Origin of the sequence: Bacillus pumilus (assembly GCF_024498355.1) — a bacterium.
Taxonomy (GTDB): domain Bacteria; phylum Bacillota; class Bacilli; order Bacillales; family Bacillaceae; genus Bacillus; species Bacillus pumilus_P.
The window spans coordinates 105,001-129,174 of the sequence record NZ_CP101833.1 but is presented as its reverse complement, the minus strand read 5'-3'; the positions used below and the strand labels follow the sequence as shown (position 1 = coordinate 129,174).

Annotated in this window: 25 protein-coding genes and 2 other annotated features; all 25 genes read right to left on the bottom strand. The window is 41.8% G+C overall.

Annotation, left to right across the window (positions count from 1 at the left end; all coding sequences use genetic code 11):
- Positions 1-13: 13 nt before the first annotated feature.
- Positions 14-3,595, bottom strand: coding sequence for a DNA-directed RNA polymerase subunit beta (gene rpoB / locus NPA43_RS00690; RefSeq protein ID WP_256499215.1), 3,582 nt, complete (start codon positions 3,593-3,595; stop codon positions 14-16).
- A gap of 255 nt (positions 3,596-3,850) precedes the next feature.
- Positions 3,851-4,456 carry a class I SAM-dependent methyltransferase gene (locus tag NPA43_RS00685; protein WP_099728194.1) on the bottom strand — a complete coding sequence of 202 codons (606 nt, stop codon included), beginning with the start codon at positions 4,454-4,456 and terminating at the stop codon, positions 3,851-3,853.
- 96 nt (positions 4,457-4,552) lie between these two features.
- Positions 4,553-4,918: a 50S ribosomal protein L7/L12 gene (gene rplL / locus NPA43_RS00680; RefSeq protein ID WP_034323240.1), complete on the bottom strand. Its 366-nt coding sequence runs from the start codon at positions 4,916-4,918 to the stop codon at positions 4,553-4,555.
- 42 nt (positions 4,919-4,960) lie between these two features.
- On the bottom strand, positions 4,961-5,461 hold the full coding sequence (rplJ, locus tag NPA43_RS00675) for a 50S ribosomal protein L10 (protein WP_003217048.1): 501 nt from the start codon (positions 5,459-5,461) through the stop codon (positions 4,961-4,963).
- A 69-nt stretch (positions 5,462-5,530) separates the two neighbouring features.
- Positions 5,531-5,671, bottom strand: a sequence feature (ribosomal protein L10 leader region).
- A 48-nt stretch (positions 5,672-5,719) separates the two neighbouring features.
- Positions 5,720-6,418 carry a 50S ribosomal protein L1 gene (gene rplA, locus NPA43_RS00670; RefSeq protein ID WP_003217271.1) on the bottom strand — a complete coding sequence of 233 codons (699 nt, stop codon included), beginning with the start codon at positions 6,416-6,418 and terminating at the stop codon, positions 5,720-5,722.
- A 99-nt stretch (positions 6,419-6,517) separates the two neighbouring features.
- The gene (rplK, locus tag NPA43_RS00665) at positions 6,518-6,943 is read right to left on the bottom strand and encodes a 50S ribosomal protein L11 (protein WP_003216956.1); all 426 of its coding nucleotides are present in this window, start codon (positions 6,941-6,943) and stop codon (positions 6,518-6,520) included.
- A gap of 171 nt (positions 6,944-7,114) precedes the next feature.
- A complete protein-coding gene (gene nusG, locus NPA43_RS00660) occupies positions 7,115-7,648 on the bottom strand; it encodes a transcription termination/antitermination protein NusG (RefSeq protein WP_034323246.1) in 534 nt (177 codons plus the stop codon).
- A gap of 171 nt (positions 7,649-7,819) precedes the next feature.
- Positions 7,820-7,996 carry a preprotein translocase subunit SecE gene (gene secE, locus NPA43_RS00655; RefSeq protein WP_008345422.1) on the bottom strand — a complete coding sequence of 59 codons (177 nt, stop codon included), beginning with the start codon at positions 7,994-7,996 and terminating at the stop codon, positions 7,820-7,822.
- 34 nt (positions 7,997-8,030) lie between these two features.
- Positions 8,031-8,180: a 50S ribosomal protein L33 gene (gene rpmG / locus NPA43_RS00650; protein WP_078061730.1), complete on the bottom strand. Its 150-nt coding sequence runs from the start codon at positions 8,178-8,180 to the stop codon at positions 8,031-8,033.
- Between the two features lie 76 nt (positions 8,181-8,256).
- Positions 8,257-8,913 carry an RNA polymerase sporulation sigma factor SigH gene (sigH, locus tag NPA43_RS00645; RefSeq protein ID WP_256499214.1) on the bottom strand — a complete coding sequence of 219 codons (657 nt, stop codon included), beginning with the start codon at positions 8,911-8,913 and terminating at the stop codon, positions 8,257-8,259.
- A 63-nt stretch (positions 8,914-8,976) separates the two neighbouring features.
- The gene (rae1, locus tag NPA43_RS00640; RefSeq protein WP_099728196.1) at positions 8,977-9,489 is read right to left on the bottom strand and encodes a ribosome-dependent mRNA decay endonuclease Rae1/YacP; all 513 of its coding nucleotides are present in this window, start codon (positions 9,487-9,489) and stop codon (positions 8,977-8,979) included.
- A gap of 2 nt (positions 9,490-9,491) precedes the next feature.
- On the bottom strand, positions 9,492-10,241 hold the full coding sequence (rlmB, locus tag NPA43_RS00635; protein ID WP_099728197.1) for a 23S rRNA (guanosine(2251)-2'-O)-methyltransferase RlmB: 750 nt from the start codon (positions 10,239-10,241) through the stop codon (positions 9,492-9,494).
- The gene (locus tag NPA43_RS00630; RefSeq protein ID WP_034323254.1) at positions 10,225-10,656 is read right to left on the bottom strand and encodes a Mini-ribonuclease 3; all 432 of its coding nucleotides are present in this window, start codon (positions 10,654-10,656) and stop codon (positions 10,225-10,227) included. Before NPA43_RS00630 ends, rlmB begins: the two co-directional genes overlap by 17 nt.
- A 2-nt stretch (positions 10,657-10,658) precedes the next feature.
- Positions 10,659-12,059 carry a cysteine--tRNA ligase gene (cysS, locus tag NPA43_RS00625; protein WP_099728198.1) on the bottom strand — a complete coding sequence of 467 codons (1,401 nt, stop codon included), beginning with the start codon at positions 12,057-12,059 and terminating at the stop codon, positions 10,659-10,661.
- Complete coding sequence (cysE, locus tag NPA43_RS00620; protein ID WP_034323283.1) at positions 12,056-12,709, bottom strand: serine O-acetyltransferase; 654 nt, start codon at positions 12,707-12,709, stop codon at positions 12,056-12,058. Before cysE ends, cysS begins: the two co-directional genes overlap by 4 nt.
- Positions 12,710-12,791: 82 nt before the next feature.
- Positions 12,792-13,023: a binding site (T-box leader), on the bottom strand.
- Positions 13,024-14,475, bottom strand: coding sequence for a glutamate--tRNA ligase (gene gltX, locus NPA43_RS00615; protein ID WP_249705076.1), 1,452 nt, complete (start codon positions 14,473-14,475; stop codon positions 13,024-13,026).
- Positions 14,476-14,569: 94 nt separating this feature from the next.
- Positions 14,570-15,046: a 2-C-methyl-D-erythritol 2,4-cyclodiphosphate synthase gene (gene ispF, locus NPA43_RS00610; RefSeq protein WP_099728200.1), complete on the bottom strand. Its 477-nt coding sequence runs from the start codon at positions 15,044-15,046 to the stop codon at positions 14,570-14,572.
- A gap of 3 nt (positions 15,047-15,049) precedes the next feature.
- Complete coding sequence (ispD, locus tag NPA43_RS00605; RefSeq protein WP_099728201.1) at positions 15,050-15,739, bottom strand: 2-C-methyl-D-erythritol 4-phosphate cytidylyltransferase; 690 nt, start codon at positions 15,737-15,739, stop codon at positions 15,050-15,052.
- A 13-nt stretch (positions 15,740-15,752) separates the two neighbouring features.
- Positions 15,753-16,853: a PIN/TRAM domain-containing protein gene (locus NPA43_RS00600; RefSeq protein WP_256499213.1), complete on the bottom strand. Its 1,101-nt coding sequence runs from the start codon at positions 16,851-16,853 to the stop codon at positions 15,753-15,755.
- A gap of 153 nt (positions 16,854-17,006) precedes the next feature.
- Positions 17,007-18,086 (bottom strand): DNA integrity scanning diadenylate cyclase DisA, encoded by a 1,080-nt coding sequence (gene disA, locus NPA43_RS00595; RefSeq protein WP_099728202.1) that lies wholly within the window; start codon positions 18,084-18,086, stop codon positions 17,007-17,009.
- A gap of 2 nt (positions 18,087-18,088) precedes the next feature.
- Positions 18,089-19,468, bottom strand: coding sequence for a DNA repair protein RadA (radA, locus tag NPA43_RS00590; RefSeq protein WP_105928548.1), 1,380 nt, complete (start codon positions 19,466-19,468; stop codon positions 18,089-18,091).
- A 93-nt stretch (positions 19,469-19,561) separates the two neighbouring features.
- Entirely contained in the window at positions 19,562-21,997 is a 2,436-nt protein-coding gene (gene clpC / locus NPA43_RS00585) for an ATP-dependent protease ATP-binding subunit ClpC (protein ID WP_034323269.1), read from the bottom strand.
- Positions 21,994-23,085, bottom strand: coding sequence for a protein-arginine kinase McsB (locus tag NPA43_RS00580; protein WP_099728204.1), 1,092 nt, complete (start codon positions 23,083-23,085; stop codon positions 21,994-21,996). The genes clpC and NPA43_RS00580 overlap by 4 nt, the downstream gene beginning before the upstream one ends.
- Before the next feature lie 4 nt (positions 23,086-23,089).
- Positions 23,090-23,647, bottom strand: coding sequence for a protein-arginine kinase activator protein McsA (locus NPA43_RS00575; protein ID WP_180275544.1), 558 nt, complete (start codon positions 23,645-23,647; stop codon positions 23,090-23,092).
- A gap of 14 nt (positions 23,648-23,661) precedes the next feature.
- A complete protein-coding gene (locus NPA43_RS00570) occupies positions 23,662-24,126 on the bottom strand; it encodes a CtsR family transcriptional regulator (protein ID WP_034323278.1) in 465 nt (154 codons plus the stop codon).
- Positions 24,127-24,174 lie beyond the last annotated feature (48 nt).

Sequence of the window (24,174 nt, the reverse complement as noted above, 5' to 3'; positions counted from 1 at the left end):
CTAATCGTTTCTGCTATTCTTTTGTGACTGCGTCACGTTCAAGATCGACAGGTGCGAGGTCTGCAGCATCTTCGTCATTAGATAACGCTAATCCATCTGCTTTCTTCGTTTCCTCATCGTCTTCTAAATCTCTCATTTCTATCTCTTCTTCATCACCAGATAGGATTTTGACATCCATACCTAAACTTTGAAGTTCTTTGATTAACACTTTGAATGATTCAGGGACACCTGGTTCAGGTACGTTATCCCCTTTGACGATGGCTTCGTATGTTTTCACACGACCCACAACGTCATCCGATTTAACCGTTAAGATTTCTTGAAGTGTGTATGCTGCACCGTAAGCTTCAAGTGCCCATACTTCCATCTCTCCGAAACGCTGACCACCAAACTGTGCTTTACCGCCAAGTGGCTGCTGCGTAACAAGTGAGTATGGTCCAGTTGAACGAGCGTGAAGTTTATCGTCAACCATGTGAGCCAGTTTGATCATATACATGATTCCGACAGATACACGGTTGTCGAATGGTTCACCAGTTCGACCATCATAAAGGACTGTTTTTGCATCACGGGACATTCCTGCTTCTTCAAGCGTTTCCCAAACATCTTCCTCACGAGCACCATCAAATACTGGTGACGCAATGTGGATGCCAAGGTAACGTGCAGCCATACCCATATGAAGCTCGAGCACCTGACCGATGTTCATACGAGATGGTACCCCTAGTGGGTTTAACATGATATCAATCGGCGTTCCATCTGGAAGATACGGCATATCTTCTTCTGGAAGGATTTTAGAGATAACCCCTTTGTTACCATGTCGTCCGGCCATTTTGTCACCCTCAGAAATTTTACGTTTCTGAACGATGTATACGCGGACTAACTGGTTCACACCTGGTGGTAATTCATCTCCATCTTCACGGTTGAAGACTTTTACATCGTGGATAATTCCGCCGCCGCCGTGTGGAACACGTAGCGACGTATCACGAACTTCACGAGCCTTTTCACCGAAGATTGCATGTAATAGACGTTCTTCAGCTGTCAGTTCTGTTACACCTTTAGGCGTTACTTTCCCTACTAGAAGGTCTCCGTCTTTTACTTCTGCACCAATACGGATGATACCGCGCTCGTCAAGGTTGCGTAAAGCATCTTCCCCAACGTTTGGAATATCACGTGTGATTTCTTCTGGTCCAAGCTTTGTATCACGAGCTTCTGATTCATATTCTTCAATATGGATAGAAGTATAGACGTCATCTTTTACAAGGCGCTCACTCATAATGATCGCATCCTCGTAGTTGTAACCGTCCCATGTCATAAAGCCGACCATCACGTTACGTCCTAGAGCCAATTCACCTTTTTCCATAGAAGGACCGTCTGCAAGGATTTCTCCTTTAACGACTTCATCTCCAACACTTACGATTGGACGCTGGTTGTAGCAAGTCCCTTGGTTAGAGCGGACAAATTTCAGCAAGCTGTATTTGTCTAGGTTCCCTTTGACTTGTTGTCCGTCAACGTCTTCATAGCGACGAACCCAAATATTTTTCGCTTCAACACGTTCTACAACACCTGGGTAGCGGCAGATAACAGCAGCACCAGAGTCTTTCCCAGATACATACTCCATACCTGTACCAACAATCGGTGATTCCGGCTGCATCAAAGGCACAGCCTGACGCTGCATGTTCGCTCCCATTAGAGCACGGTTAGAGTCATCGTTTTCTAAGAATGGGATACATGCTGTCGCCGCAGAAACAACCTGCTTTGGCGAAACGTCCATGTAGTCAACGCGGTTTCGAGGAACAACTGTGTTTTCCCCTCTGAAACGAGCAATGATATTATCATCGATAAACGAACCATCTTCACCTAATATAGCGTTCGCTTGTGCTACAACGTAGTTATCCTCTTCATCAGCAGTTAAGTAATCGATTCTCGGTGTCACTTTACCTGTTTCAGGGTCAACCCGGCGGTAAGGTGTTTCGATAAATCCGAAGCGGTTCACTTTTGCAAATGAAGATAGAGAGTTGATCAAACCGATGTTTGGACCCTCTGGTGTTTCAATCGGACACATACGGCCATAGTGAGAGTAGTGAACGTCACGAACTTCCATTCCTGCACGCTCACGTGTCAAACCACCCGGTCCAAGCGCCGACAGACGACGTTTGTGCGTCAATTCAGCAAGTGGGTTTGTTTGATCCATGAACTGAGAAAGCTGAGAGCTACCAAAGAACTCTTTGATAGAAGCGATCACAGGACGAATGTTAATCAGCTGCTGAGGTGTGATCGTGTTTGTGTCTTGGATCGACATTCTTTCACGAACAACACGCTCCATTCTGCTTAAACCAATGCGGAATTGGTTTTGCAGAAGTTCACCTACAGAACGAAGACGACGGTTACCAAGGTGATCGATATCATCTGTGTCACCTACACCATGAAGCAGGTTGAAGAAATAACTGATCGATGCAATGATGTCAGAAGGAGTGATATTTTTCACAGCTTCCTCTACGTATGCATTACCAATCACGTTGATCACTTGCTCGCCTTCTTGATCAGTTGGTGCATAAATCTTAATAGATTGAAGTTCTACTTCATCTTCTACTACGCCACCGTTCGGATAAAGTTTTCTAAATCCGATGCCGTTTTCTAAGTATGGAAGAACTTTATCAAGAACTCTTCTGTCTAAAATTTGACCTTTTTCTGCTAGAATTTCACCTGTTTCATGATCAACTAGTGTTTCAGCCAATTTTTGATTGAACAGTCTATTTTTAATATGAAGCTTCTTATTAATCTTGTAGCGTCCAACATTTGCTAGGTCATATCTCTTCGGATCAAAGAAGCGAGAGTCTAGCAAGCTTTTCGCATTTTCAACAGTTGGCGGCTCTCCAGGACGAAGGCGCTCGTAGATTTCGAGAAGTGCTTTATCCGCATTCTCTGTATTGTCTTTTTCCAGCGTGTTGCGTAAGTATTCATTCTCGCCAATGAGGTCAAGAATCTCTTGATCAGAGCTGAAGCCGAGGGCACGCAAAAGAACCGTAACCGGCAACTTACGTGTGCGATCGATGCGTACATAGACTACATCCTTCGCATCAGTTTCGTATTCTAACCATGCGCCACGGTTTGGAATGACAGTCGCAGTAAAACCTTTTTTACCGTTTTTGTCTACTTTACCACTGAAATATACACTCGGAGAACGAACTAATTGAGAAACGATTACACGTTCCGCACCATTAATGATAAAAGTACCTGTGTCTGTCATGATTGGGAAATCACCCATGAACACATCTTGGTCTTTTACTTCTCCAGTTTCTTTGTTAATTAAACGAACTTTTACTCTTAGTGGAGCAGAGTAAGTTACATCACGTTCTTTTGATTCTGCTACAGGATACTTAGGATCCCCTAGGCTGTAATCAATGAATTCAAGAGAAAGGTTACCAGTAAAATCCTCAATTGGGGATATATCTTGAAACATCTCTCTAAGACCCTCATCAAGAAACCACTGATAAGAAGAGGTTTGAATTTCAATGAGATTTGGTAATTCTAACACTTCGCTTATGCGTGCGTAGCTTCTGCGCTGGCGGTGTCGTCCATACTGAACTAGTTGACCTGTCAACTGATTCACCCCTCAAATCATGCGTATTATATGTGTAAAAAGTATTTCTGTCTTTCAGATGTCAGTAAAGAAATACTTTTACAAGACAAAAGAAAAAAGGGTTTCTAAAATAAGAAAACCACATCCAAAAACAAATACCGATTTTATTAGTTTTCCCAAGTATGCATAATTTATACAAAATAGTTGTTTATTAAGCCTATCAAGCAAAATATACACATTGGCATTTTATAATGTTAACACAGCTAGGAAACTGCGTCAAACTTTTTTAGCTTTGATAATATAGTAGCCCTTTTTTTTCATAACGACCGCGACTTCTCCAAAGAGCTGCTCTAATTTTTCAATCGCAGATGGCCCGCCCTGCTTTTTCTGAATAACCACCCACAACTCACCTTCTGGCAATAAATGATCAGCACTTTTTTCAAAGATCGCATGTACAACTTTCTTCCCTGCCCGTATTGGGGGATTGGTCAGTATAGAGGCAAAAGCAGCTGATGAATGAACATTCGAGAACAAATCACTTTGATAGATGCGGACATTATCAATGCGATTATGCTTAGCGTTTTCCTTTGAAAGTTCGACTGCTCTTTCGTTCACATCAATCATATGAATGGTGCGTCTCGTCATTTCGTTTGCTAACGATAAGCCGATCGGTCCATAACCGCAACCGACATCTAAGACATCGCCATCCAAGTCAGGTTCTTCAAAAGCTTCAATTAATAGCCTTGAACCATAGTCGACTTCTTTCTTAGAAAACACTCCACTGTCACTTGTAAAAGTAAAGGTACGGTTTCTCAGGGTGAAGTCCCATGTCTGTTTATTGCTTTTCACTGATGGCTTTTCCGTATAATAGTGGTCACTCACGATGAATGGACCTCCTCTGGGTTCAATCGTTTCAGGAAATTAGAAAAGAAAAAGCCCGCCAGTAAAAGCGAGCTTTCTCAAAAGATTAGGCGAAGATTACTTAACTTCTACAGAAGCGCCAACTTCTTCAAGCTTAGCTTTAAGTTCTTCAGCTTCTTCTTTAGCAATACCTTCTTTAAGTGGTTTTGGCGTGTTGTCAACAAGTTCTTTAGCTTCTTTCAAGCCAAGACCAGTAATTTCACGAACCACTTTGATCACTTTGATTTTTTGGTCTCCAGCACCAGAAAGTACTAGATCAAAATCAGTTTTCTCTTCAGCAGCAGCACCACCAGCAGCAGCTACAGCTACAGGAGCAGCAGCAGTTACGCCAAATTCTTCTTCGATTGCTTTTACTAAGTCGTTTAACTCAAGTACAGTTGCTTCTTTAACTGAAGCAATGATTTCTTCGATATTTAAAGCCATTTGTAATTCCTCCATTTAAAGTTATTTTACGTAAAGTACGCATTAAGCGCCTTGTTCTTCTTTTTGATCTGCAACTGCTTTAGTAGCAAGAGCAAGGTTACGAACTGGAGCTTGAAGAACGCTAAGCAACATAGATAGTAAGCCTTCGCGAGACGGAAGTTCCGCAAGAGCCTTCACTTCTTCTACAGTCGCTACGTTTCCTTCGATGACACCAGCTTTGATTTCTAAAGCTTCGTGGCTTTTCGCAAATTCGTTGATGATTTTCGCAGGTGCGATAACATCTTCGTTACTGAATGCGATAGCGTTTGGACCTGTTAAGAAATCGTTTAAACCAGTTAGTTCAACTTGTTCAACTGCACGGCGAGTCAAAGTGTTTTTGTAAACTTTGAATTCTACGCCAGCATCACGAAGTTGCTTACGAAGTTCAGTCACTTCAGAAACTGAAAGACCACGGTAATCTACAATTACAGTAGACATACTGTCTTTAAATTTAGAAGTAATTTCATCAACGACTACTTTTTTAGTATCGATTGCATTGCTCATGGTTACACCTCCTGTACATTCTTTGTGTAACACTTATACCGATCAGGCCATCACGTTCCTAACGAACGGTTCTCCATATAAAAAGCCTCCATTAAGACATGGAGGCTGTATATACAAGCATACGTTAACGTAAGACTGTGACATATACACCTCGGCGGGTTAATTAAGCCATAAGGCCCCTGCTGTCTACGGTATAAATGGACATATTCTATTTTACAACATTTTGATATTATCAAAATGATTGTGATAAGTCAAGATTTATTTTGCAGAGAAAGAAGATGGATCCACTTTCACGCCAGGGCCCATAGTAGATGTAACAGAAACGTTTTTCACGTATACACCTTTAGCCGCTGCAGGTTTTGCTTTAAGGATTGTGTCATAGATTGTTGCAAAGTTCTCAACAAGCTTTTCGTCCTCGAAAGAAACCTTTCCGATTGGCGCGTGGATGTTACCAGCTTTATCAACGCGGTATTCTACTTTACCAGCTTTGATTTCATTGATTGCTTTTTCTACTTCGAATGTAACAGTTCCTGTTTTAGGGTTTGGCATAAGACCTTTTGGTCCAAGTACACGACCGATCTTACCAACTTCACCCATCATGTCAGGTGTCGCAACGATTACATCGAAATCGAACCAACCTTGTTGGATTTTTGTGATGTAATCAGAATCTCCAACGTAGTCTGCTCCAGCAGCTTCTGCTTCTTTTGCTTTTTCGCCTTTAGCGAACACAAGAACGCGTTGAGTTTTACCAGTTCCGTTAGGAAGTACAACTGCACCGCGGATTTGTTGATCGTTTTTACGAGGGTCTACGCCCAAACGAAAAGCAACTTCTACAGTCGCATCAAATTTCGCTGTATTTGCTTTTTTTGTAAGAGAAACAGCTTCAGCTACATCATACGCTTTAGTACGTTCGATTAGCTTCGCAGCTTCTACATACTTTTTACCTTTTTTAGCCATTATAAAAATCCTCCTTATGTGGTTTTAGCGGAATAACCTCCCACGAATAAGGGTTGCGAACTTGTCAAAACCAAACTCGCAACCCAACAAGACAAAAAATTAATCTTCGATGACAATACCCATACTGCGTGCAGTACCTTCAACCATGCGCATAGCTGATTCAACGCTGGCAGCGTTTAAGTCAGGCATTTTTGTTTCCGCGATTTCGCGTACTTTATCACGCTTAACAGTTGCCACTTTATTACGGTTAGGTTCACCAGAACCAGACTCAATACCAGCTGCTTTTTTAAGTAATACTGCAGCAGGTGGAGTTTTAGTAATAAATGTAAATGAACGGTCTTCAAAAACCGAAATTTCAACAGGAATGATAAGACCAGCTTGGTCAGCTGTACGAGCATTAAACTCCTTACAGAATCCCATGATATTAACACCGGCTTGACCTAGTGCAGGTCCAACTGGTGGAGCTGGGTTAGCTTTTCCAGCAGGAATTTGCAATTTAACAACTTTTACTACTTTTTTAGCCACGAGACACACCTCCTTAAAGTCCGTGATGTGGTAATAGGGGAATCCCCCTCCCACTCAACAACTTCATTCTTTATATGAATGACGAAATAACTAGCTAGCGATCTTGAGTGAACTCAAGACGTACCTTTGCTATATTACCACTTCTATACACTCATTTCAAGCTCTTTTGAATTACAATTTATCGATCTGCGTGAACTCAAGTTCAACAGGTGTTTCTCTACCAAACATATTAACGAATACTTTGACTTTGCTTTTATCGTAATCAATCTCTTCGATAGATCCTGTGAAGTTAGCAAATGGTCCATCGATGACCTTGACTGTTTCTTTCAGCTCAAAGTCGATTTCTGTTTTGCGCTCTTCAAGACCCATTCTCTTCAGAATGGTTTCAGCTTCGCCTGGTAATAGCGCTGTCGGCTTTGAGCCTGACCCAGCTGATCCAACGAATCCTGTCACACCCGGTGTATTACGAACAACATACCAAGAATCGTCAGTCATGACGATTTCCACTAGTACATAGCCAGGGAATACTTTCTTTTTGACCACTTTTTTCTTACCGTTTTTAAAATCAGTTTCTTCTTCCTCTGGTACGACTACACGGAAGATTTTATCCTGCATGCCCATTGATTCAACACGCTTTTCCAAGTTCGCTTTTACTTTGTTTTCATAACCAGAGTACGTATGCACAACATACCAATTCTTTTCCATTTTAGATCAGGACTATTCAGTCCTTCCCTCCCCACATTTCATAATGTCTATTTGACGAATATCGAGTACCGGTAAATATTTTCAAGCAATTGAAAAAACCCGTAAAACGGGTTTTTTGGCAAGTCATATTATGATCTATTATAGCACGTTCAGCAGACCATTATTCAAGTATTAATGAATTAATTCGATTAATTGTGAGATTCCTATATCAAGAAAAGAGAAAAAGATTGCAAAGAAGACGACTGTTAAAATAACAGTGATTGTGTAGCGGACCATTTCGTTTTTCTTTGGCCAGCTGACCTTTTTCATTTCTTTTCCGACACTTTTTAAGAAACTGATAATACGCATGTAAAAGACCTCCACAGATTAAAGAACGCAAATCTTACTTCGTTTCTAAATGTGTTTTATGTGAATTACAATTCTTGCAATATTTCTTAACTTCTAATCTTTCAGCTGCTGAAGCAACACTTTTCATTGTCGTATAATTGCGGCTTCCGCAGTCTTTACAGGCTAGAGTGATTTTTTTCCTCATATTTACACCTATTTTCTCGACATCATTTCCTTAGTACCTTATCACAGTGTCGAAAAAGCTGTCAATATAGGTTTGACTAGAGACTGATCTCGCGCAGCTCTAAATATTTCTCTAATTTTCTCTTTACTCTTTGGAGTGCGTTATCAATTGATTTCACATGACGGTTTAAATCTTCAGAAATCTCCTGATAGGATCTGCCATCAAGATAAAGCACAAGTACCTTTCTTTCCAGCTCGCTTAATAGTTCACCCATTTTCATTTCAATATCATCAAATTCTTCTTTGCTAATGATTAGATCTTCTGGGTTAAGCGCTTTAGCACCGGAAATGACATCCAACAATGTTCTGTCCGATTCTTCATCGTATATCGGCTTGTCTAATGATACATAGGAATTTAACGGGATATGTTTTTGGCGAGTAGCTGTTTTAATTGCGGTGATAATTTGGCGGGTAATACATAATTCTGCAAAAGCCTTAAATGAAGTAAGCTTGTCCTCTCTGAAATCGCGGATAGACTTATAAAGTCCGATCATTCCCTCTTGGACAATGTCCTCTCGATCTGCTCCAATCAAGAAATAAGATCTTGCTTTCGCACGTACAAAATTGCGGCATTTCGTAATTAAATAATCTAGCGCATCACTATCTCCGACATGAACCCTTTCAATGACTTGTTCATCTTCCAACTGGCAAAATTGCTCTCTGATGGACTTACCCTTGCTGTTGTTTAGATTCACTTCGATCCCCCCGACCGCACCTAGATAGAAATATTATACATTAATGGTTGAAATATCGTCAAGCTATTCCAAATTCCCACGCCGCCATTTTTCAAACGTTTTCAATACATCTTCTGACAATTCAATTTTGGATGCTGGTTTATTAGAAGTAATCTTTTTGACCCGTGTTTCAATCTTTCGTTCAATCACTTCAATCTCTCTTAAAAGCTCTCTAGCCGACTTGCGAAGAGCACCTTGCCCAAAGATCGCCCACTGTTCCGTAAAATCAGAGGTCGCCACATGTATTTGCGTCCGAATATTATTCAAATCCTGCGCCAGCTTTTCAATCCGCTCATCAGCCGTTTCATTCTCTCTTGTAAAGATGACCTCTACTCGGTGGTTTGTCCGCTTTTTCTCGATTCCTTTGACCATATGGGCATCGAATACAACAATGACTCGATACCCTGTGTATGCTTGATATTCTGCTAAATTTTGAATCAGTACGTCTCTGGCTTCTTCAAAGCTGTTTTCCTTTAAGTGCTGCAAACGAGGCCATGCACCTATCATGTTGTATCCATCGACTAAGAGGATGTCCATCTCTATTCTCCTAACGGATAACGTTTTCGATACACTTCATACATCAATAGACTAGCGGCAACTGATGCATTTAATGAAGTGACCTTCCCGGCCATTGGCAGTTTAATCAGGAAATCACATTTTTCCTTGATCAATCGACCGATTCCTTTTCCTTCACTGCCGATCACAAGAGCTAGAGGCATTGTTCCATCAAATTGTCTGTAATCCTGCTTAGCAGACGCATCTGTTCCTGCGACCCAAATTCCTCTTTCTTTCATCTCATCAAGAGCTCTTGAAAGGTTGGTCACTTTCGCGACAGGAATATGCTCGATTGCCCCAGTGGATGCCTTGGCAACGGTTGTTGTCAAACCGACTGCTCGCCTTTTCGGAATGACGATTCCATGTGCACCTACAGCATCTGCCGTACGCATAATGGACCCTAAATTATGAGGATCTTCGATTTCATCTAAAATAAGGAAAAATGGCTGTTCATTCCGTTTTTCAGCGATTTGATACAGATCGTCCAATTCCGCATATTCATATGCCGCTACTTGTGCAACGATTCCCTGGTGCTGACCTGATACCATTTGATCAAGCTTTTTCCTCGGAACATACTGAATGGTGATATTTTGCTTTTTAGCGAGTTCAATGACCTGCTGGGCTTGTCCTTTTACAGTGTTTTCTGCCATCCAGAGCTTGTATAACTCTCTATCTGACTTCAGTGTCTCAATCACTGCATTTTTCCCAATCACATAATCATGTTGCTGACTCATTTGTCTTCCTCCCTGACGTTCCGATTTCAATCGCCTGACTAATCAGCTCTTCTAAGCGTTCGTCCTGCTGTTCAATAAATAAATAACCCATGAGCGCTTCAAGCGCCGTACTATAACGATACGTTTGAACGTCTGTGTTTTTAGGCACTGTGCCAGATTTTGCATTTCTTCCTCTTTTCAGCACCGCTTCTTCCGCCTCAGTGAAAAAGCCTTGCTGCTGAAGCGTAAATAAAATAGCGGCCTGAGATTTAGCTGAAACAATCTTGCTTGCTCGTTTATGCAGCTCATTTGGTTTTGTCGCCCCCGTTTGGAGGAGGTGATGCCTCACATATACTTCAAAAATGGCATCACCCATATAAGCAAGCGCAAGTCCGTTCAACTGTTTACCGTCTTTCAGCTTTTCAAAATTCAACATGCCTATTCTCCTCTTTTCCAGCGAGTACCTTGAGGAGTGTCCTCCAATACAATATTCATGCTCTTTAACTGATCACGAATTTGATCAGACAGGGCGAAGTCACGATTTCTTCTAGCTTCATTTCGTTTCTCAATTAACGCTTCTACTTCTTCGTCAAGCGTGTGCTTTTCTTCTAATGAGAAGCCAAGAACAGATGTGATTTCTTGGAACAAGCCGATAAATGCATTGATCACTTCCTCTGAAGTATGATCATTCTCCATATAGTAATTCGCCTGCTTCGCTAGTTCAAATAAGACAGAGATGGCATTCGCAGTATTGAAGTCATCATTCATTTCAGAAATAAATGTCGCGCGCTGCTCTTCAATCTTCGCCAGCCATTCGGTATTATTGTCTGTTATATTGGTGCTGCTCTCAAGGCGATGATGTAAATTGGCATACGATGTTTTGAGTCTGTTAAAAGCACTCTTTGTACTGTCCAATAAATCAATTGAGTAATTAATAGGGTGACGGTAATGAACAGATAACATAAAGAATCGAAGTACATCTGGATCTTGTTCTTTAATAATGTCATGCACCAGCACAAAGTTGCCAAGTGATTTTGACATTTTTTCATTCTCAATATTAATATACCCGTTATGCATCCAATACTTCGCAAAAGGTTTCCCCGTCAAAGCCTCAGATTGGGCGATCTCATTCTCATGGTGAGGGAACGTTAAATCCTGTCCGCCAGCATGAATGTCGATCGTATCACCTAAATATTTTTTGACCATGGCCGAGCATTCGATGTGCCAGCCTGGGCGTCCTTCGCCCCACGGGCTATCCCATGAAATTTCCTGATCCTTTGCAGCCTTCCATAAAGCAAAGTCCAGTGCATCTCTTTTCTTTTCACCTACTCGAATACGAGCACCTGTCTTCAGTTCATCAATCGATTGATGAGAAAGCTTTCCGTAGCCTTCAAATGAACGCGTGCTGTAATACACGTCGCCATCCGCTTCATAGGCGTAGCCTTTTTCAATCAATGTGGCGATAAACGCAATGATGTCATCCATATTTTCTGTTACTCGCGGGTGAAGGTCTGCTTTTTTGCAGCCTAGTGCACTGACGTCTTCGAAGTAGGCTTGGATAAACCGATCAGCAATGGTCGGGACATCTTCCCCGAGCTCATTGGCTGCTTTGATGAGTTTATCATCCACATCTGTAAAGTTTGAGACAAAGTTCACATCATAGCCGCTGTATTCTAAATACTTACGTACAGTGTCGTATACAATCGCCGGTCGTGCATTACCGATATGAATGTAGTTATAAACGGTTGGTCCGCACACATACATCTTGACCTTTCCTGGTTCAAGCGGGACAAATTCTTCCTTCTTACGTGTCAATGTATTAAAAATATTGATTGTCATGATTGTTCTTCCTTTCTGCTCAATGAAGCCAGCTCACGTTTTAGCTTTTCCATTTCTCGTTCCAATTCTTTAAAACGATCGGAAACTGGATCTGGCAAATCTTGATGGTTGAGATCACGATTGATTTTCTTTCCATTTTGAACGACCACGCGCCCAGGTATACCTACAACAGTGGAATGGTCTGGGACGTCCTTTAACACAACAGACCCTGCACCAATCTTGGATCCTTTTCCAACTGTAATGGAACCGAGCACCTTTGCACCCGTCGCAATGAGGGCATCGTCTAAAATGGTCGGATGCCGCTTTCCCTTTTCTTTCCCGGTTCCCCCTAATGTCACGCCTTGGAAAACAGTGACGTTGTCTCCAATTTCACATGTTTCCCCAATCACGACACCCATGCCGTGATCAATGAAGAAACGTCTGCCAATGGTTGCCGCTGGGTGAATTTCAACCCCTGTGAAAAACCGGCTGACCTGAGAAATGATCCGCGCAAGAAAATACAGCTTACGTTTATAAAATGCGTGCGCGATACGATGAGCCCAAATCGCATGAAGCCCTGAATAGGTTAGCACTACTTCAATATAGCTTCTAGCAGCAGGATCTTGATCAAACACAGTATCAATATCTTCTTTCAGCATTTTGAAAAACACATGCTCCCCCCGTTCTTCCCCATCAATCTCTCTTAGGACTTGCTCTCTTTTTTTGGACAAATAAAAAACGCCTCTGCCAAACGACAGAGACGTTTTGAAAACGCGGTTCCACTCTGTTTAGAAAGCTCCTTATCTTGCAAGCTTTCTCAACTTAATCCCGTAACGGAGGGTACCGCCCTTGCATACTAACGTACGTGTTCCTCAAGGGTCTTGAGGGTGCATTTCCAACGTCTGCCCATAAGTCTCTTTCAGCCGGTGAAGACTCTTTCTGTGATGGACGAAAACATTGTACTTCTCCCTCGCAACGATTTTCCTTATATTTGTTTAATGCGGTTTAATACCGTTTCTTTACCTAGTAGCTCAATACTTTGCGGAAGTTCTGGGCCATGAGTTTGTCCTGTGACAGCCACACGAATTGGCATGAATAGTTTCTTGCCTTTATGCCCTGTTTCTTTTTGTACCGCTTTAATGGCAGCCTTGATTTCATCAGGTGTGAAAGACTCAAGACGTTCTAGCTGACCTGCAAAAGAGGCCATGACTTCTGGTACTTGCTCTTCTGCTAGAACTTCTCTCGCCTCTTGATTATACTCAATTTGCTCCTTAAAGAACAACTCTGTTAACTCAACAATTTCTGCTCCGTAGCTCAATTGTTCGTGATATAGAGAAATGAGTTTGCGTACCCACGTGTTTTCTTCTTCCGTCAGTTGTTCGCTTACCTTGCCAGCCTTTTGAAGATGTGGAAGTGTTAATGCAACGACTTGATCAAGATCAAGGGCTTTCACGTATTGGTTATTCACCCATTTTAGTTTATGCATATCGAATAGAGCTGGTGACTTAGAAAGTCGGTTTACATCGAAAATATCGATGAATTGTTCTTTTGTAAATAGTTCTTCTTCGCCAACTGGAGACCATCCAAGTAATGCAATGAAGTTAAACAGGGCTTCTGGTAAATAGCCCAGGTTCTTATATTGCTCAATGAATTGAATAATCGATTCATCTCGCTTACTTAATTTCTTACGGTTCTCGTTCACAATCAACGTCATATGTCCGAACAGCGGAACATCCCAGCCAAATGCATTGAAGACCATGATTTGTTTAGGTGTATTCGAAATGTGGTCCTCTCCGCGAAGAATGTGAGTCATTTTCATCAAATGATCATCCACTGCTACAGCGAAGTTATAAGTTGGTGTACCATCTTTCTTCACAATGACAAAGTCACCGATGCCGTCTGTTTCAAACGAAATATCACCTTTGACCATGTCGTCAAATTTGATGATTTCTCCCTTTGGTACACGGAAGCGAATACTTGGCTCTCTTCCTTCAGCAATGAGCTTGTCCTCTTCTTCTTTTGATAAATGACTGCATTTACCAGAATATCGAGGCATTTCACTGCGGGCGATTTGTGCTTCTCGTTCTTCTTCTAATTCTTCAGCCGTACAATAGCACTTATAAGCCAAGTCCTTTTCTAGCAGCTCGTCATAATATTTTTTGTAAATATCATTACGCTCTGATTGTCTGTAAGGACCGTAGCCGCCATCTTTATCAATACTCTCGTCCCAATCAATGCCGAGCCACTGCAAATGACGAAGCTGGCTTTCTTCTCCGCCTTCTACATTACGCTTTTGATCCGTATCTTCGATTCGAATAATAAATTTGCCGCCTTGGCTGCGTGCGAACAAATAGTTGAAAAGAGCCGTTCTAGCATTCCCAATATGTAAATGACCAGTTGGACTCGGTGCATAACGAACACGCACTTCATTTCCCATGAGTTTAACTTCCTTTCATCTGCATCATGTTGTCTGACACCATTTTTTTATAAACGTATTTTATCATCAAATACCATTCTCATCAAAATGGATTTTACTTTTTCTGAAGAAGCACAGTCGCCTGAGAAGCAATTCCTTCGCCTCTACCTGTAAATCCGAGTTTCTCTGTCGTTGTTGCTTTGACATTTACCTGTGTGACATCTGCCTCAAGCGCTTCTGCGATTTTCTCGCACATCGGTTGAATGTAAGGTGCCATTTTTGGCTTTTGCGCCATGATGGTGCAGTCAATATTCACCAGTTTATAGCCTTTTTCTTTCACAAGTGCCCACACATGCTGAAGTAATTGAAAAGAATCTGCATCCTTAAATTCGGGATCAGTGTCTGGGAAATGTCTGCCGATATCTCCTTCACCAATCGCACCTAGACAGGCATCTGCCACCGTGTGAAGCAGTACGTCAGCATCTGAATGCCCAAGCAGGCCCTTTTCATAGGGAATGGTAACCCCGCCGATAATAAGAGGTCTTCCCTCTGTTAATTGATGTACATCAAAGCCTTGTCCTATTCTCAACATGATCTAGTACCCTCTTTCCGCATCCATAATTGCCTTGGCAACCAGTAAATCATCTGGTGTTGTCAGTTTAATATTGGTATAGTCTCCCTGGACAATATACACACTCTCACCATGTAATTGTTCCACAAGGCTGGCGTCGTCTGTTCCAAGGAAGCCTGTCCGCTCCGCATATTCATGCGCCTCTTTTAAAATAGAATGACGAAAAGCTTGTGGGGTCTGGACTGCCCACAAGCTCTGACGTTCAATGGTTTGCTCCACTTTGCCTGCTTGAACGCGTTTGATTGTGTCTTTCACTGGTACCGCTACGACTGCGGAGCCTTTTTCAATCGCCGCTTTAACGAGCAAGTCAATCTGTGTATGCTTAATAAAAGGCCTTGCTCCATCATGAACAAGCACGATGTCCGCATCTTTTACAGCCTTCAATCCTTCATATACACTTTGCTGACGTTCTTCACCGCCAGTAACAAGTGAAACAGGCGTTTGAAAAGCGTGTACCTTTAGTAGCCTTTCAAAGTCACGACGCTCCTCTTCATTGATCGCTAAGATCATGCGTTTGCATTGTGAATGGGCGTCAAACACCTTTAGTGTGTGAATGATAACCGGCATTCTTTTCAATTCAATAAAAAGCTTATTGCGGCCGGCCTTCATTCGTTTCCCCTGCCCCGCAGCCGGAATAACTACTTCATAATACATGTTCGTTCTCCCTTTAGAGCGCCTTCTCCAGAAGTTTTGGCTTTGCAAAAATCATTCTTCCGGCAGCAGTCTGCAGCACACTTGTGACAAGCACATCAATGTCTTTTCCAATGTAGTTGCGTCCTTCTTCGACCACTATCATCGTACCGTCATCTAAGTAGGCAACACCTTGGTTATGCTCTTTCCCATCTTTAATGACCTGTACCTTCATTTCTTCCCCAGGCAGTACAACAGGTTTGACCGCATTGGCTAGATCATTGATGTTTAACACTGCTACTTTTTGAAGTTCGCATACTTTATTTAAATTAAAATCATTTGTCACAACAACACCTGAAGTTAATTTAGCGAGCTTCACAAGCTTGCTATCAACCTCTTGAATGTCTTCGAAGTCACCTTCGTAAATTTCAACTTTGATGTCCAATTCTCTTTGGATACGATTTAAAATATCAAGACCTCTTCGGCCTCTATTTCTCTTTAATACATCAGAAGAGTCTGCAATATGCTGTAATTCCTCCAGAACAAATTGAGGAATGACCATAATTCCTTCTAAAAATCCAGTTTGACAAATATCTGCGATTCTTCCATCAATGATAACACTTGTGTCTAAAATTTTCAGCTTTTTATCTTCTATTTCAGGTTCATCATCAGCTGCACCTTTTTTCTTGCTGACCTTTGCAGATCGAGAGAACAGCCCCATCATTTCATCCTTCTTCTTAAACCCTACCTGAAATCCAAGGTATCCTAAAAAGAAAGCCAGAAAAATCGGAATAATGGTACCAAAAATATGATATGGGATATTGTTTAGCGGGATCACGTTTACAATAAGATATGCTAGAATAAGTCCAAATACTAAACCGAAACTTCCAGATATAAGATCAGGAAGAGGCGCCTTTAATAGAGAATCCTCGATCCATTTCACCCAATTAACAACATAGCCTGTGCACCATTGGCCGATGATAAAGAACACAGCGGCTCCTATTAGTGCTGAAGAGTAAGCATTTGTTATGAGAGGTATGTTCTTTACATTTAACAGCAGAAATAACTCTGGAATGATAAAAATCCCCACAACTGCACCAAAAATGATAAAAAACGCCTGAACGATTCTTTTTAACATACCTTCACCTCCTTTATTTTTCATCTGTCAATCCACCTTCATCTAACATTGATATATGTTTAAGTTTTCTATCATGATCAATAGAAAACAAAAAGCATCATTAATATACCCATATTCATCCATTTTTAACCGTAATTGAGGAAAATTTCTCTACTACAGCTGACGGTCAATATAATGTTTTTCTTGTAACCTTTTTAATCCTTTTTTTATCTTTTTCGCCCTTACTTCTCCAATTCCTTCTACTTCATCCAATTCTTGTACATCCGCTTCCATAATTCGATCTAACACACCAAACGCTTCGACCACATTTTCGACAATAGGCATTGGCAGTCTAGGGATTTTGTGAAGTAATCTGAACCCTCTTGTGTACACATAATCGTCAACATTTGTAGAAGCTGGATATCCAAGTAACTTGTACAGAATGGAATCATCTAAAAGCTCAAAGCTAGACATATCTTGGAGTTGTTTAAGCAAAGTATATGGATCTTTAATCTTTTCTTTCACGTAATCTTTAATAAATAAAGCCGCTTCCTGCTCCATATCTGTAATCAGTTCATTGACTTGAAGACGGATCAAGTGTCCTTCTGTTCCGAGCTCTTTGATATACATATTAATTTCATTTTTGATTCTGAGCACCATTTCGTAGCGATGCAGCACGGATAGTACATCACCAAAGGTGACAAGCTCTTCAAATTCTAGGGCGCTTAACGCTGAAATGGCGTGATCTAAAATGGTTTTATATTTCTCTAGTGTTTGAATGGCTTGATTGGCCTTTGTTAAAATAAAGCCGATATCTTTCAACGTGTAACGACGATTTCCTTGGTATAAAGTAATGACGTTTCTCCGTTCAGAAATAGCAATGATTAAGCAGCCTGTCTGCTTGGCTACACGTTCAGCCGTTCGGTGTCTCATGCCTGTTTCTGATGAATGAATCGTTGCATCTGGCATCAGCTGTGTATTCGCATACAAGATTTTTTGACCAGAATCGCTTAAAATAATGGCCCCATCCATCTTAGCCAATTCATATAAGTGTGCTGGGGAGAAGGCAGAATTAATGTGAAATCCTCCATCCACCACACTTTTTACTTTGTCGTTATAACCAACAACAATGAGCCCGCCAGTATTGGCTCTCAGGACATTTTCAATCCCTACCCGCAAAGGTGTCCCTGGTGCCACAAACTGTACGATATCTAAGAGATCAACTTCTCTCGCTCCTTTTTTCTCTTTTTCCATTTCTATGATCCCCCTAGTGAAATACGAAGTGCCTCCGCTACATTTTCTACACCGACTAGCTCAATCCCTCTCGGCTTTTTCCATCCATCTATATTCGCCTGAGGAATAAACATTCGCTTAAATCCTAGTTTAGCAGCTTCCTGCACACGCTGTTCAATTCTTGATACTCTTCTGACTTCTCCCGTCAGACCAACTTCTCCTATAAAGCAATCCGCTGGTTGCGGCGCTGCGTCTTTAAAGCTTGATGCAATACTGACGGCAATGGCCAAGTCAATCGCTGGTTCGTCAAGCTTCACACCGCCTGCGACCTTTAAATACGCATCTTGGTTTTGCAGCAGCAGCCCTACACGTTTTTCTAAAACGGCCATTAGCAATGACACACGATTATGATCAAGACCTGTAGCCATTCTCCGTGGATTCCCAAAGCTTGTCGGCGAAATTAATGCTTGTATCTCCACAAGAACGGGTCTTGTTCCTTCCATTGAGGCAACAACACACGAACCAGATACACCTGCTGACCGCTCTTCTAAAAAAATTTCTGATGGGTTTAATACTTCCGTGAGTCCTTCTTCTCTCATTTCAAAAATCCCTAATTCATTCGTTGAACCAAATCGGTTTTTCACTGCTCGTAAGATACGAAACGTATGATGCCGCTCCCCTTCAAAATAAAGAACCGTGTCCACCATATGCTCTAAAAGACGTGGACCTGCGATCGAGCCTTCTTTGGTCACGTGACCAACGATAAAAATCGGAATACCATTCGTCTTGGCAATCTTCATCAGCTGCGCTGTGCATTCTCTTACCTGAGAAACAGATCCAGGAGCTGACGTTATATCGCTTTGATAAACGGTTTGAATCGAATCCACCACAACAAAAGCGGGTTTCATCTCTTGTATAGAAGACGTTATATACTCCATATCGGTTTCAGCCAAAACATGTAAAGAGGTGCTATCAATGCCGAGGCGATCCGCTCTTAGCTTCGTTTGTTTAATGGACTCCTCACCAGATATGTATAACACATTCTGATTTTGGTCTGAGAGCTGTGCTGATACTTGTAGTAATAATGTGGACTTCCCAATCCCAGGGTCTCCGCCAATGAGAACGAGAGAGCCTTTGACAATTCCACTTCCTAATACTCGGTTAAATTCTTCTAAATTCGTTTTAATTCGGGGTTCTTCGGATGTTTCAATTGCAGAAATAGGTGAAGGTTTTTGAATGGTTTGAACAGAATGATTAAAAGCACTTCGACGGTTTGCCGGCTCTTTGCGAACGACCTCTTCTGTCATACTGTTCCACGTGCCGCAGCCAGGACATTTCCCCATCCATTTGGCTGACTCATAACCGCACGATTGGCATATAAATTTTGATTTTGTCTTAGCCATAGATTGAAGAATACAACTCCTTATACTGATCAGAAAATAAGTAAAGGGAGGCATACATCTGACTGGTATGCCTCACACTTTTTTCTTACTATATTAGTTCGTAGCAGCCGTTGCTTTTACGACAATTTCTCCATCTTCCACATCTAATACGATATGTTGACCCTTTTCAATATTACCTCTCAGCAATTCCTCAGAAAGTCGATCCTCAACGTGCTTTTGAATCGCTCTTCTTAACGGACGAGCACCATACTCAAGGTCTACACCTTCGTCGGCAATCTTCGCTTTTGCTGCTTCTGTCAGTTCAATTGACAGGTCTTGCTCTTTTAACCGCTTTGTTAATTGATCAGACATGAGAGACACAATCTCTTTTAGATGTTTCTTTTCAAGCGAGTGGAAGACAATGATTTCATCAATACGGTTGATGAATTCCGGTCTAAACGCACGTTTCAACTCACCCATTACTTTGCCTTTCATATCTTTGTAATTTTGACCTTCATCCTGCACGTTAAAGCCAACATATTTATTGCGCTTCAGTTCACTAGCTCCAACGTTTGAAGTCATAATCAAAATAGTATTTCTAAAGTCAACTGTACGTCCTTTAGAATCAGTAAGACGGCCATCTTCTAACACTTGCAGTAAGATATTAAACACATCAGGATGCGCCTTTTCAATCTCATCTAAAAGCACAACAGAATAAGGTTTTCTTCTCACTTTTTCCGTCAGCTGGCCACCTTCATCATAGCCCACATAGCCTGGAGGTGATCCCACAAGTCTTGATGTAGAATGTTTCTCCATGTATTCAGACATATCAATACGGATCATCGCTTCTTCATCACCGAAAATAGACTCGGCCAGTGCTCTCGCAAGCTCAGTCTTACCCACCCCTGTTGGACCTAAGAAGATAAAGGAGCCAATTGGACGTTTCGGGTCTTTTAGACCAGCGCGCGCACGTCTCACGGCTTTCGCTACAGCGACAACCGCTTCATCCTGACCAATCACGCGAGAATGGAGCAATTGTTCCATATTCAGAAGCTTATCTGTTTCGGTTTGAGCAATTTTCGAAACAGGCACTCCCGTCCAGCTAGAGACAACCATTGCGATATCATCTACAGATACCTCAGAATTCTCTTGTCCCTGCTTTTCTTTCCACGATTTCTTTGTGACTTCTACTTTTTCACGCAAGCGCTGCTCTGTGTCACGAAGGGAAGCTGCTTTTTCAAATTCTTGACTTTGAACAGCCGCATCCTTTTCCTTACGTACTTCATCCAGCTTTTGCTCTAGTTCCTTTAGGTTAGGCGGTGTCGTGAATGAACGTAAGCGTACCTTCGAACCTGCCTCATCAATTAGATCAATCGCCTTATCTGGAAGGAAACGATCAGAGATATAACGGTCAGACAGCTTCACTGCCGCCTCAATCGCTTCATCTGTAATGGACACACGGTGATGTGCTTCATAACGATCTCTAAGACCTCTCAAGATTTGAATACTTTCATCAACGGACGGCTGATCCACTTGAATTGGTTGGAAACGACGTTCAAGTGCTGCATCCTTCTCGATATATTTACGGTACTCATCTAACGTTGTAGCCCCGATACATTGAAGCTCACCACGTGCCAGGGATGGTTTCAGAATATTAGACGCATCAATCGCACCCTCTGCTCCACCTGCACCAATCAGTGTATGAAGCTCATCAATGAAGAGAATGATATTTCCAGCCTGACGAATTTCGTCCATGACTTTTTTCAAACGATCCTCGAATTCACCACGATATTTCGTTCCCGCTACAACGGTTCCCATATCAAGTGTCATCACTCGTTTATCACGCAGGATTTCAGGCACTTCGTTATGAATAATTTGCTGTGCAAGACCTTCTGCGATCGCGGTTTTACCAACACCAGGCTCACCAATCAGAACAGGGTTATTCTTTGTTCTTCTGCTTAGTACCTCAATGACACGCTGAATTTCTTTACTTCGGCCAATGACAGGGTCCAAGCTGTCCTCTTTCGCAATAGCCGTTAAGTCTCTTGCCAAGCTATCTAATGTTGGTGTATTTGCATTGCTATTCGATCCTGCCGCTGATGCACCAGTTTCATTGCTCCCAAGCAGCTGCAACACTTGCTGACGTGCTTTATTTAAGCTCACTCCGAGGTTATTTAAGACACGGGCAGCTACACCCTCTCCCTCACGAATAAGACCTAAAAGAATATGTTCTGTCCCTACATAGGAATGACCTAGCTTTCTTGCTTCATCCATAGAAAGCTCCGTGACCTTCTTCGCTCTAGGCGTATAATGAGGAATAGCTTGAGACACCTCTTGCCCTCTTCCAATCAAGCTTTCGACTTCTTTTTGGATTTTATCTGAAACAAGGCCCAGTGCTTCTAACGCTTTTGCGGCGATGCCCTCACCTTCACGTACAAGACCAAGTAAAATGTGTTCTGTTCCAATGTTCTTATGGCCTAGGCGAATGGCTTCTTCTTGTGCAAGTGCTAATACCTTTTGAGCTCTTTCAGTGAATCTTCCAAACATCATATCGTTTCATCCTCCTGTCCATTCCTATGCATTTCTAAGCGCAGCCTTTCTCTAATAATCGCTGCTCGTTTTATATCTCGTTCATTTGGCTCCAAGGCTCCTCCTGAATATTGTTGAAGGAAGCCAGGCTGTGTCAAAATCATGAGTTCATTCAGTATATTACTTGAAAGCCCCTTAATGATACCTAAATCAATTCCAAGCCGCACATCAGACAGACACTTTGCCGTTTCTTTTGATTCAATCATACGACAATTGGCCAATATCCCTAAGGAGCGGTAGACTCTGTCCTCAAGTTCAATTTTAGATGTTTGATATAAGGCTTTTCGTGCAGATCGCTCTTGTTCAATAAGCTGAGCGGTCACACTATTCAAATCATCCACAATATCTTCTTCTGATTGACCAAGTGTCATTTGATTTGAGATTTGAAAGATGTTTCCTATTGCTTCGCTACCCTCACCATAAATTCCTCTGACGACAAGACCTAATTGATTAATTGCAGGAATAATCCGATTCATTTGTCTTGTGAGAGCTAATGCTGGTAAGTGCATCATGACCGAAGCCCTTATACCTGTACCTACATTGGTCGGACAGCTTGTTAAGTATCCTCGCTTTTCAGAAAACGCATAATCTACTTGCTCTTCAATCCAGTCGTCTACCTGATTAGCCACTTTAAGTGCATTGGCCAGCTGAAAACCTGGGAACAGGCATTGGATACGAATATGGTCTTCTTCATTTAGCATGACACTGATTTCCTCGTTTTCAGAAAGCAAGCAGCCGCCAAATCTTGATTCTGCCAAGTTGGGGCTAATCAAATGCTTTTCAACAAGTACTCTCTTTGCTAAAGGCTGTGTTTCATTCATTCGAATCAGAACAAAGTTTCCAACGTTCTTCGCTTCCTGGCTTGCAAACTTCTGCTCGAATTGCTGGAGAACAGCTTCAGCCTCCTCTTCAGAAAACTGAGTTGGGAAACGAACATGCTCTAGATTGCGTGCTAGCCGAATACGACTGCTTAGAACAATGTCACTTTCTGGTCCTTTTTGTTTCATCCATTGACTTAAAGCGTCTTGAATAAAATGCTGGAGCGACATGTCGTTAATCTCCCTCCCTCTGCTGAGATTGCTCATGCTCTAATGCACGAATTTGATCTCGAACTTCCGCTGCTTTTTCGAACTCTTCCTGTTCAATCAACTGCTTCAGTTCCTGCTGCATCAACTCAAGTTTCCGGCGTACATGCAGACTGCCGGCAATCCGTTTAGGAACTTTTCCATAATGGGCTGTATTTCCACTATGGACTTTCCGCAAAACAGGATTCAGGTACTGATCAAATGTACGGTAACATTCTGCACAGCCAAAACGGCCTGTTTTTCTGAACTGCTGAAAGGTTAAGCCACATTTAGGACATTGATCCACTTCTCTCGCTTCTTGAAAAATAGATGACCCTTTGTTAGCACTTGTGGTAAAGCTAGGATCAATATTCAGTAAGCCTGATAATAAGTTATGAATCGAGAAACCTTGGTTTCCACTCATAGCATATGAATCACTGTTTTCTTTTGCACATTGTTCACATATGTGCATTTCTTGTTTTTCTCCATTTATAACTTTTGTAAAGTGAAAAGTGGCTGGTCTCTCATTGCATTCTTGACAAATCAATCTTTTCACCCGCTTTACTTTAATTTCAAAGCATTTAACATCGCTTTCATCATCCGAGCCCGCAGTTCATCTCGTTCAGGTAAATCAATGTGCAAAACAGAACGGTCCATGACACTGATCATCATCTTAGCTTCTCTTTCGGATAGAATGTTGTTTTCTACAAGACGCATGATGATATGATCAGATGCAGCCTGTGATAAACGATGATAGATTTGGGAAATAATGTGGTTCAATAAGTCGACTTCATCATTCATTTTGACTTTAATGATGCGGATATAGCCACCGCCACCACGCTTACTTTCAACGATATAGCCTCTTTCGCTCGTAAAGCGTGTATTGATAACATAATTAATTTGTGAAGGTACGCATTGAAACTTATCTGCAATCTCATTGCGCTTAATTTCTAATATTTCTCGACCATTCTGATCCAAGACTTCCTTCAAATACTGCTCGATGATATCAGAAATATTTTGTGCCACTCCGCCTCCTCCTCCATTGACTTTGACTATATTTGACTTTAATCTTAC

Excerpts from the sequence above, each read along its gene's own strand:
- rlmB (WP_099728197.1), bottom strand. The coding sequence starts at position 10,241 with ATGAGTCAGCAACATGATTATGTGATTGGGAAAAATGCAGTGATTGAG.
- NPA43_RS00630 (WP_034323254.1), bottom strand. The coding sequence starts at position 10,656 with ATGTTGAATTTTGAAAAGCTGAAAGACGGTAAACAGTTGAACGGACTT.
- rplL (WP_034323240.1), bottom strand. The coding sequence starts at position 4,918 with ATGGCTTTAAATATCGAAGAAATCATTGCTTCAGTTAAAGAAGCAACT.
- nusG (WP_034323246.1), bottom strand. The coding sequence starts at position 7,648 with ATGGAAAAGAATTGGTATGTTGTGCATACGTACTCTGGTTATGAAAAC.
- NPA43_RS00600 (WP_256499213.1), bottom strand. The coding sequence starts at position 16,853 with ATGTTAAAAAGAATCGTTCAGGCGTTTTTTATCATTTTTGGTGCAGTT.
- radA (WP_105928548.1), bottom strand. The coding sequence starts at position 19,468 with ATGGCTAAGACAAAATCAAAATTTATATGCCAATCGTGCGGTTATGAG.
- gltX (WP_249705076.1), bottom strand. The coding sequence starts at position 14,475 with ATGGGAAATGAAGTGCGTGTTCGTTATGCACCGAGTCCAACTGGTCAT.
- ispF (WP_099728200.1), bottom strand. The coding sequence starts at position 15,046 with ATGTTGAGAATAGGACAAGGCTTTGATGTACATCAATTAACAGAGGGA.
- rpmG (WP_078061730.1), bottom strand. The coding sequence starts at position 8,180 with ATGAGGAAAAAAATCACTCTAGCCTGTAAAGACTGCGGAAGCCGCAAT.
- rplJ (WP_003217048.1), bottom strand. The coding sequence starts at position 5,461 with ATGAGCAATGCAATCGATACTAAAAAAGTAGTCGTTGATGAAATTACT.
- ispD (WP_099728201.1), bottom strand. The coding sequence starts at position 15,739 with ATGTATTATGAAGTAGTTATTCCGGCTGCGGGGCAGGGGAAACGAATG.
- secE (WP_008345422.1), bottom strand. The coding sequence starts at position 7,996 with ATGCGTATTATCAGTTTCTTAAAAAGTGTCGGAAAAGAAATGAAAAAG.
- rae1 (WP_099728196.1), bottom strand. The coding sequence starts at position 9,489 with ATGGACATCCTCTTAGTCGATGGATACAACATGATAGGTGCATGGCCT.
- NPA43_RS00580 (WP_099728204.1), bottom strand. The coding sequence starts at position 23,085 with ATGTCGCTCCAGCATTTTATTCAAGACGCTTTAAGTCAATGGATGAAA.
- cysS (WP_099728198.1), bottom strand. The coding sequence starts at position 12,059 with ATGACAATCAATATTTTTAATACATTGACACGTAAGAAGGAAGAATTT.
- rplA (WP_003217271.1), bottom strand. The coding sequence starts at position 6,418 with ATGGCTAAAAAAGGTAAAAAGTATGTAGAAGCTGCGAAGCTAATCGAA.
- disA (WP_099728202.1), bottom strand. The coding sequence starts at position 18,086 with ATGGAAAAAGAGAAAAAAGGAGCGAGAGAAGTTGATCTCTTAGATATC.
- clpC (WP_034323269.1), bottom strand. The coding sequence starts at position 21,997 with ATGATGTTTGGAAGATTCACTGAAAGAGCTCAAAAGGTATTAGCACTT.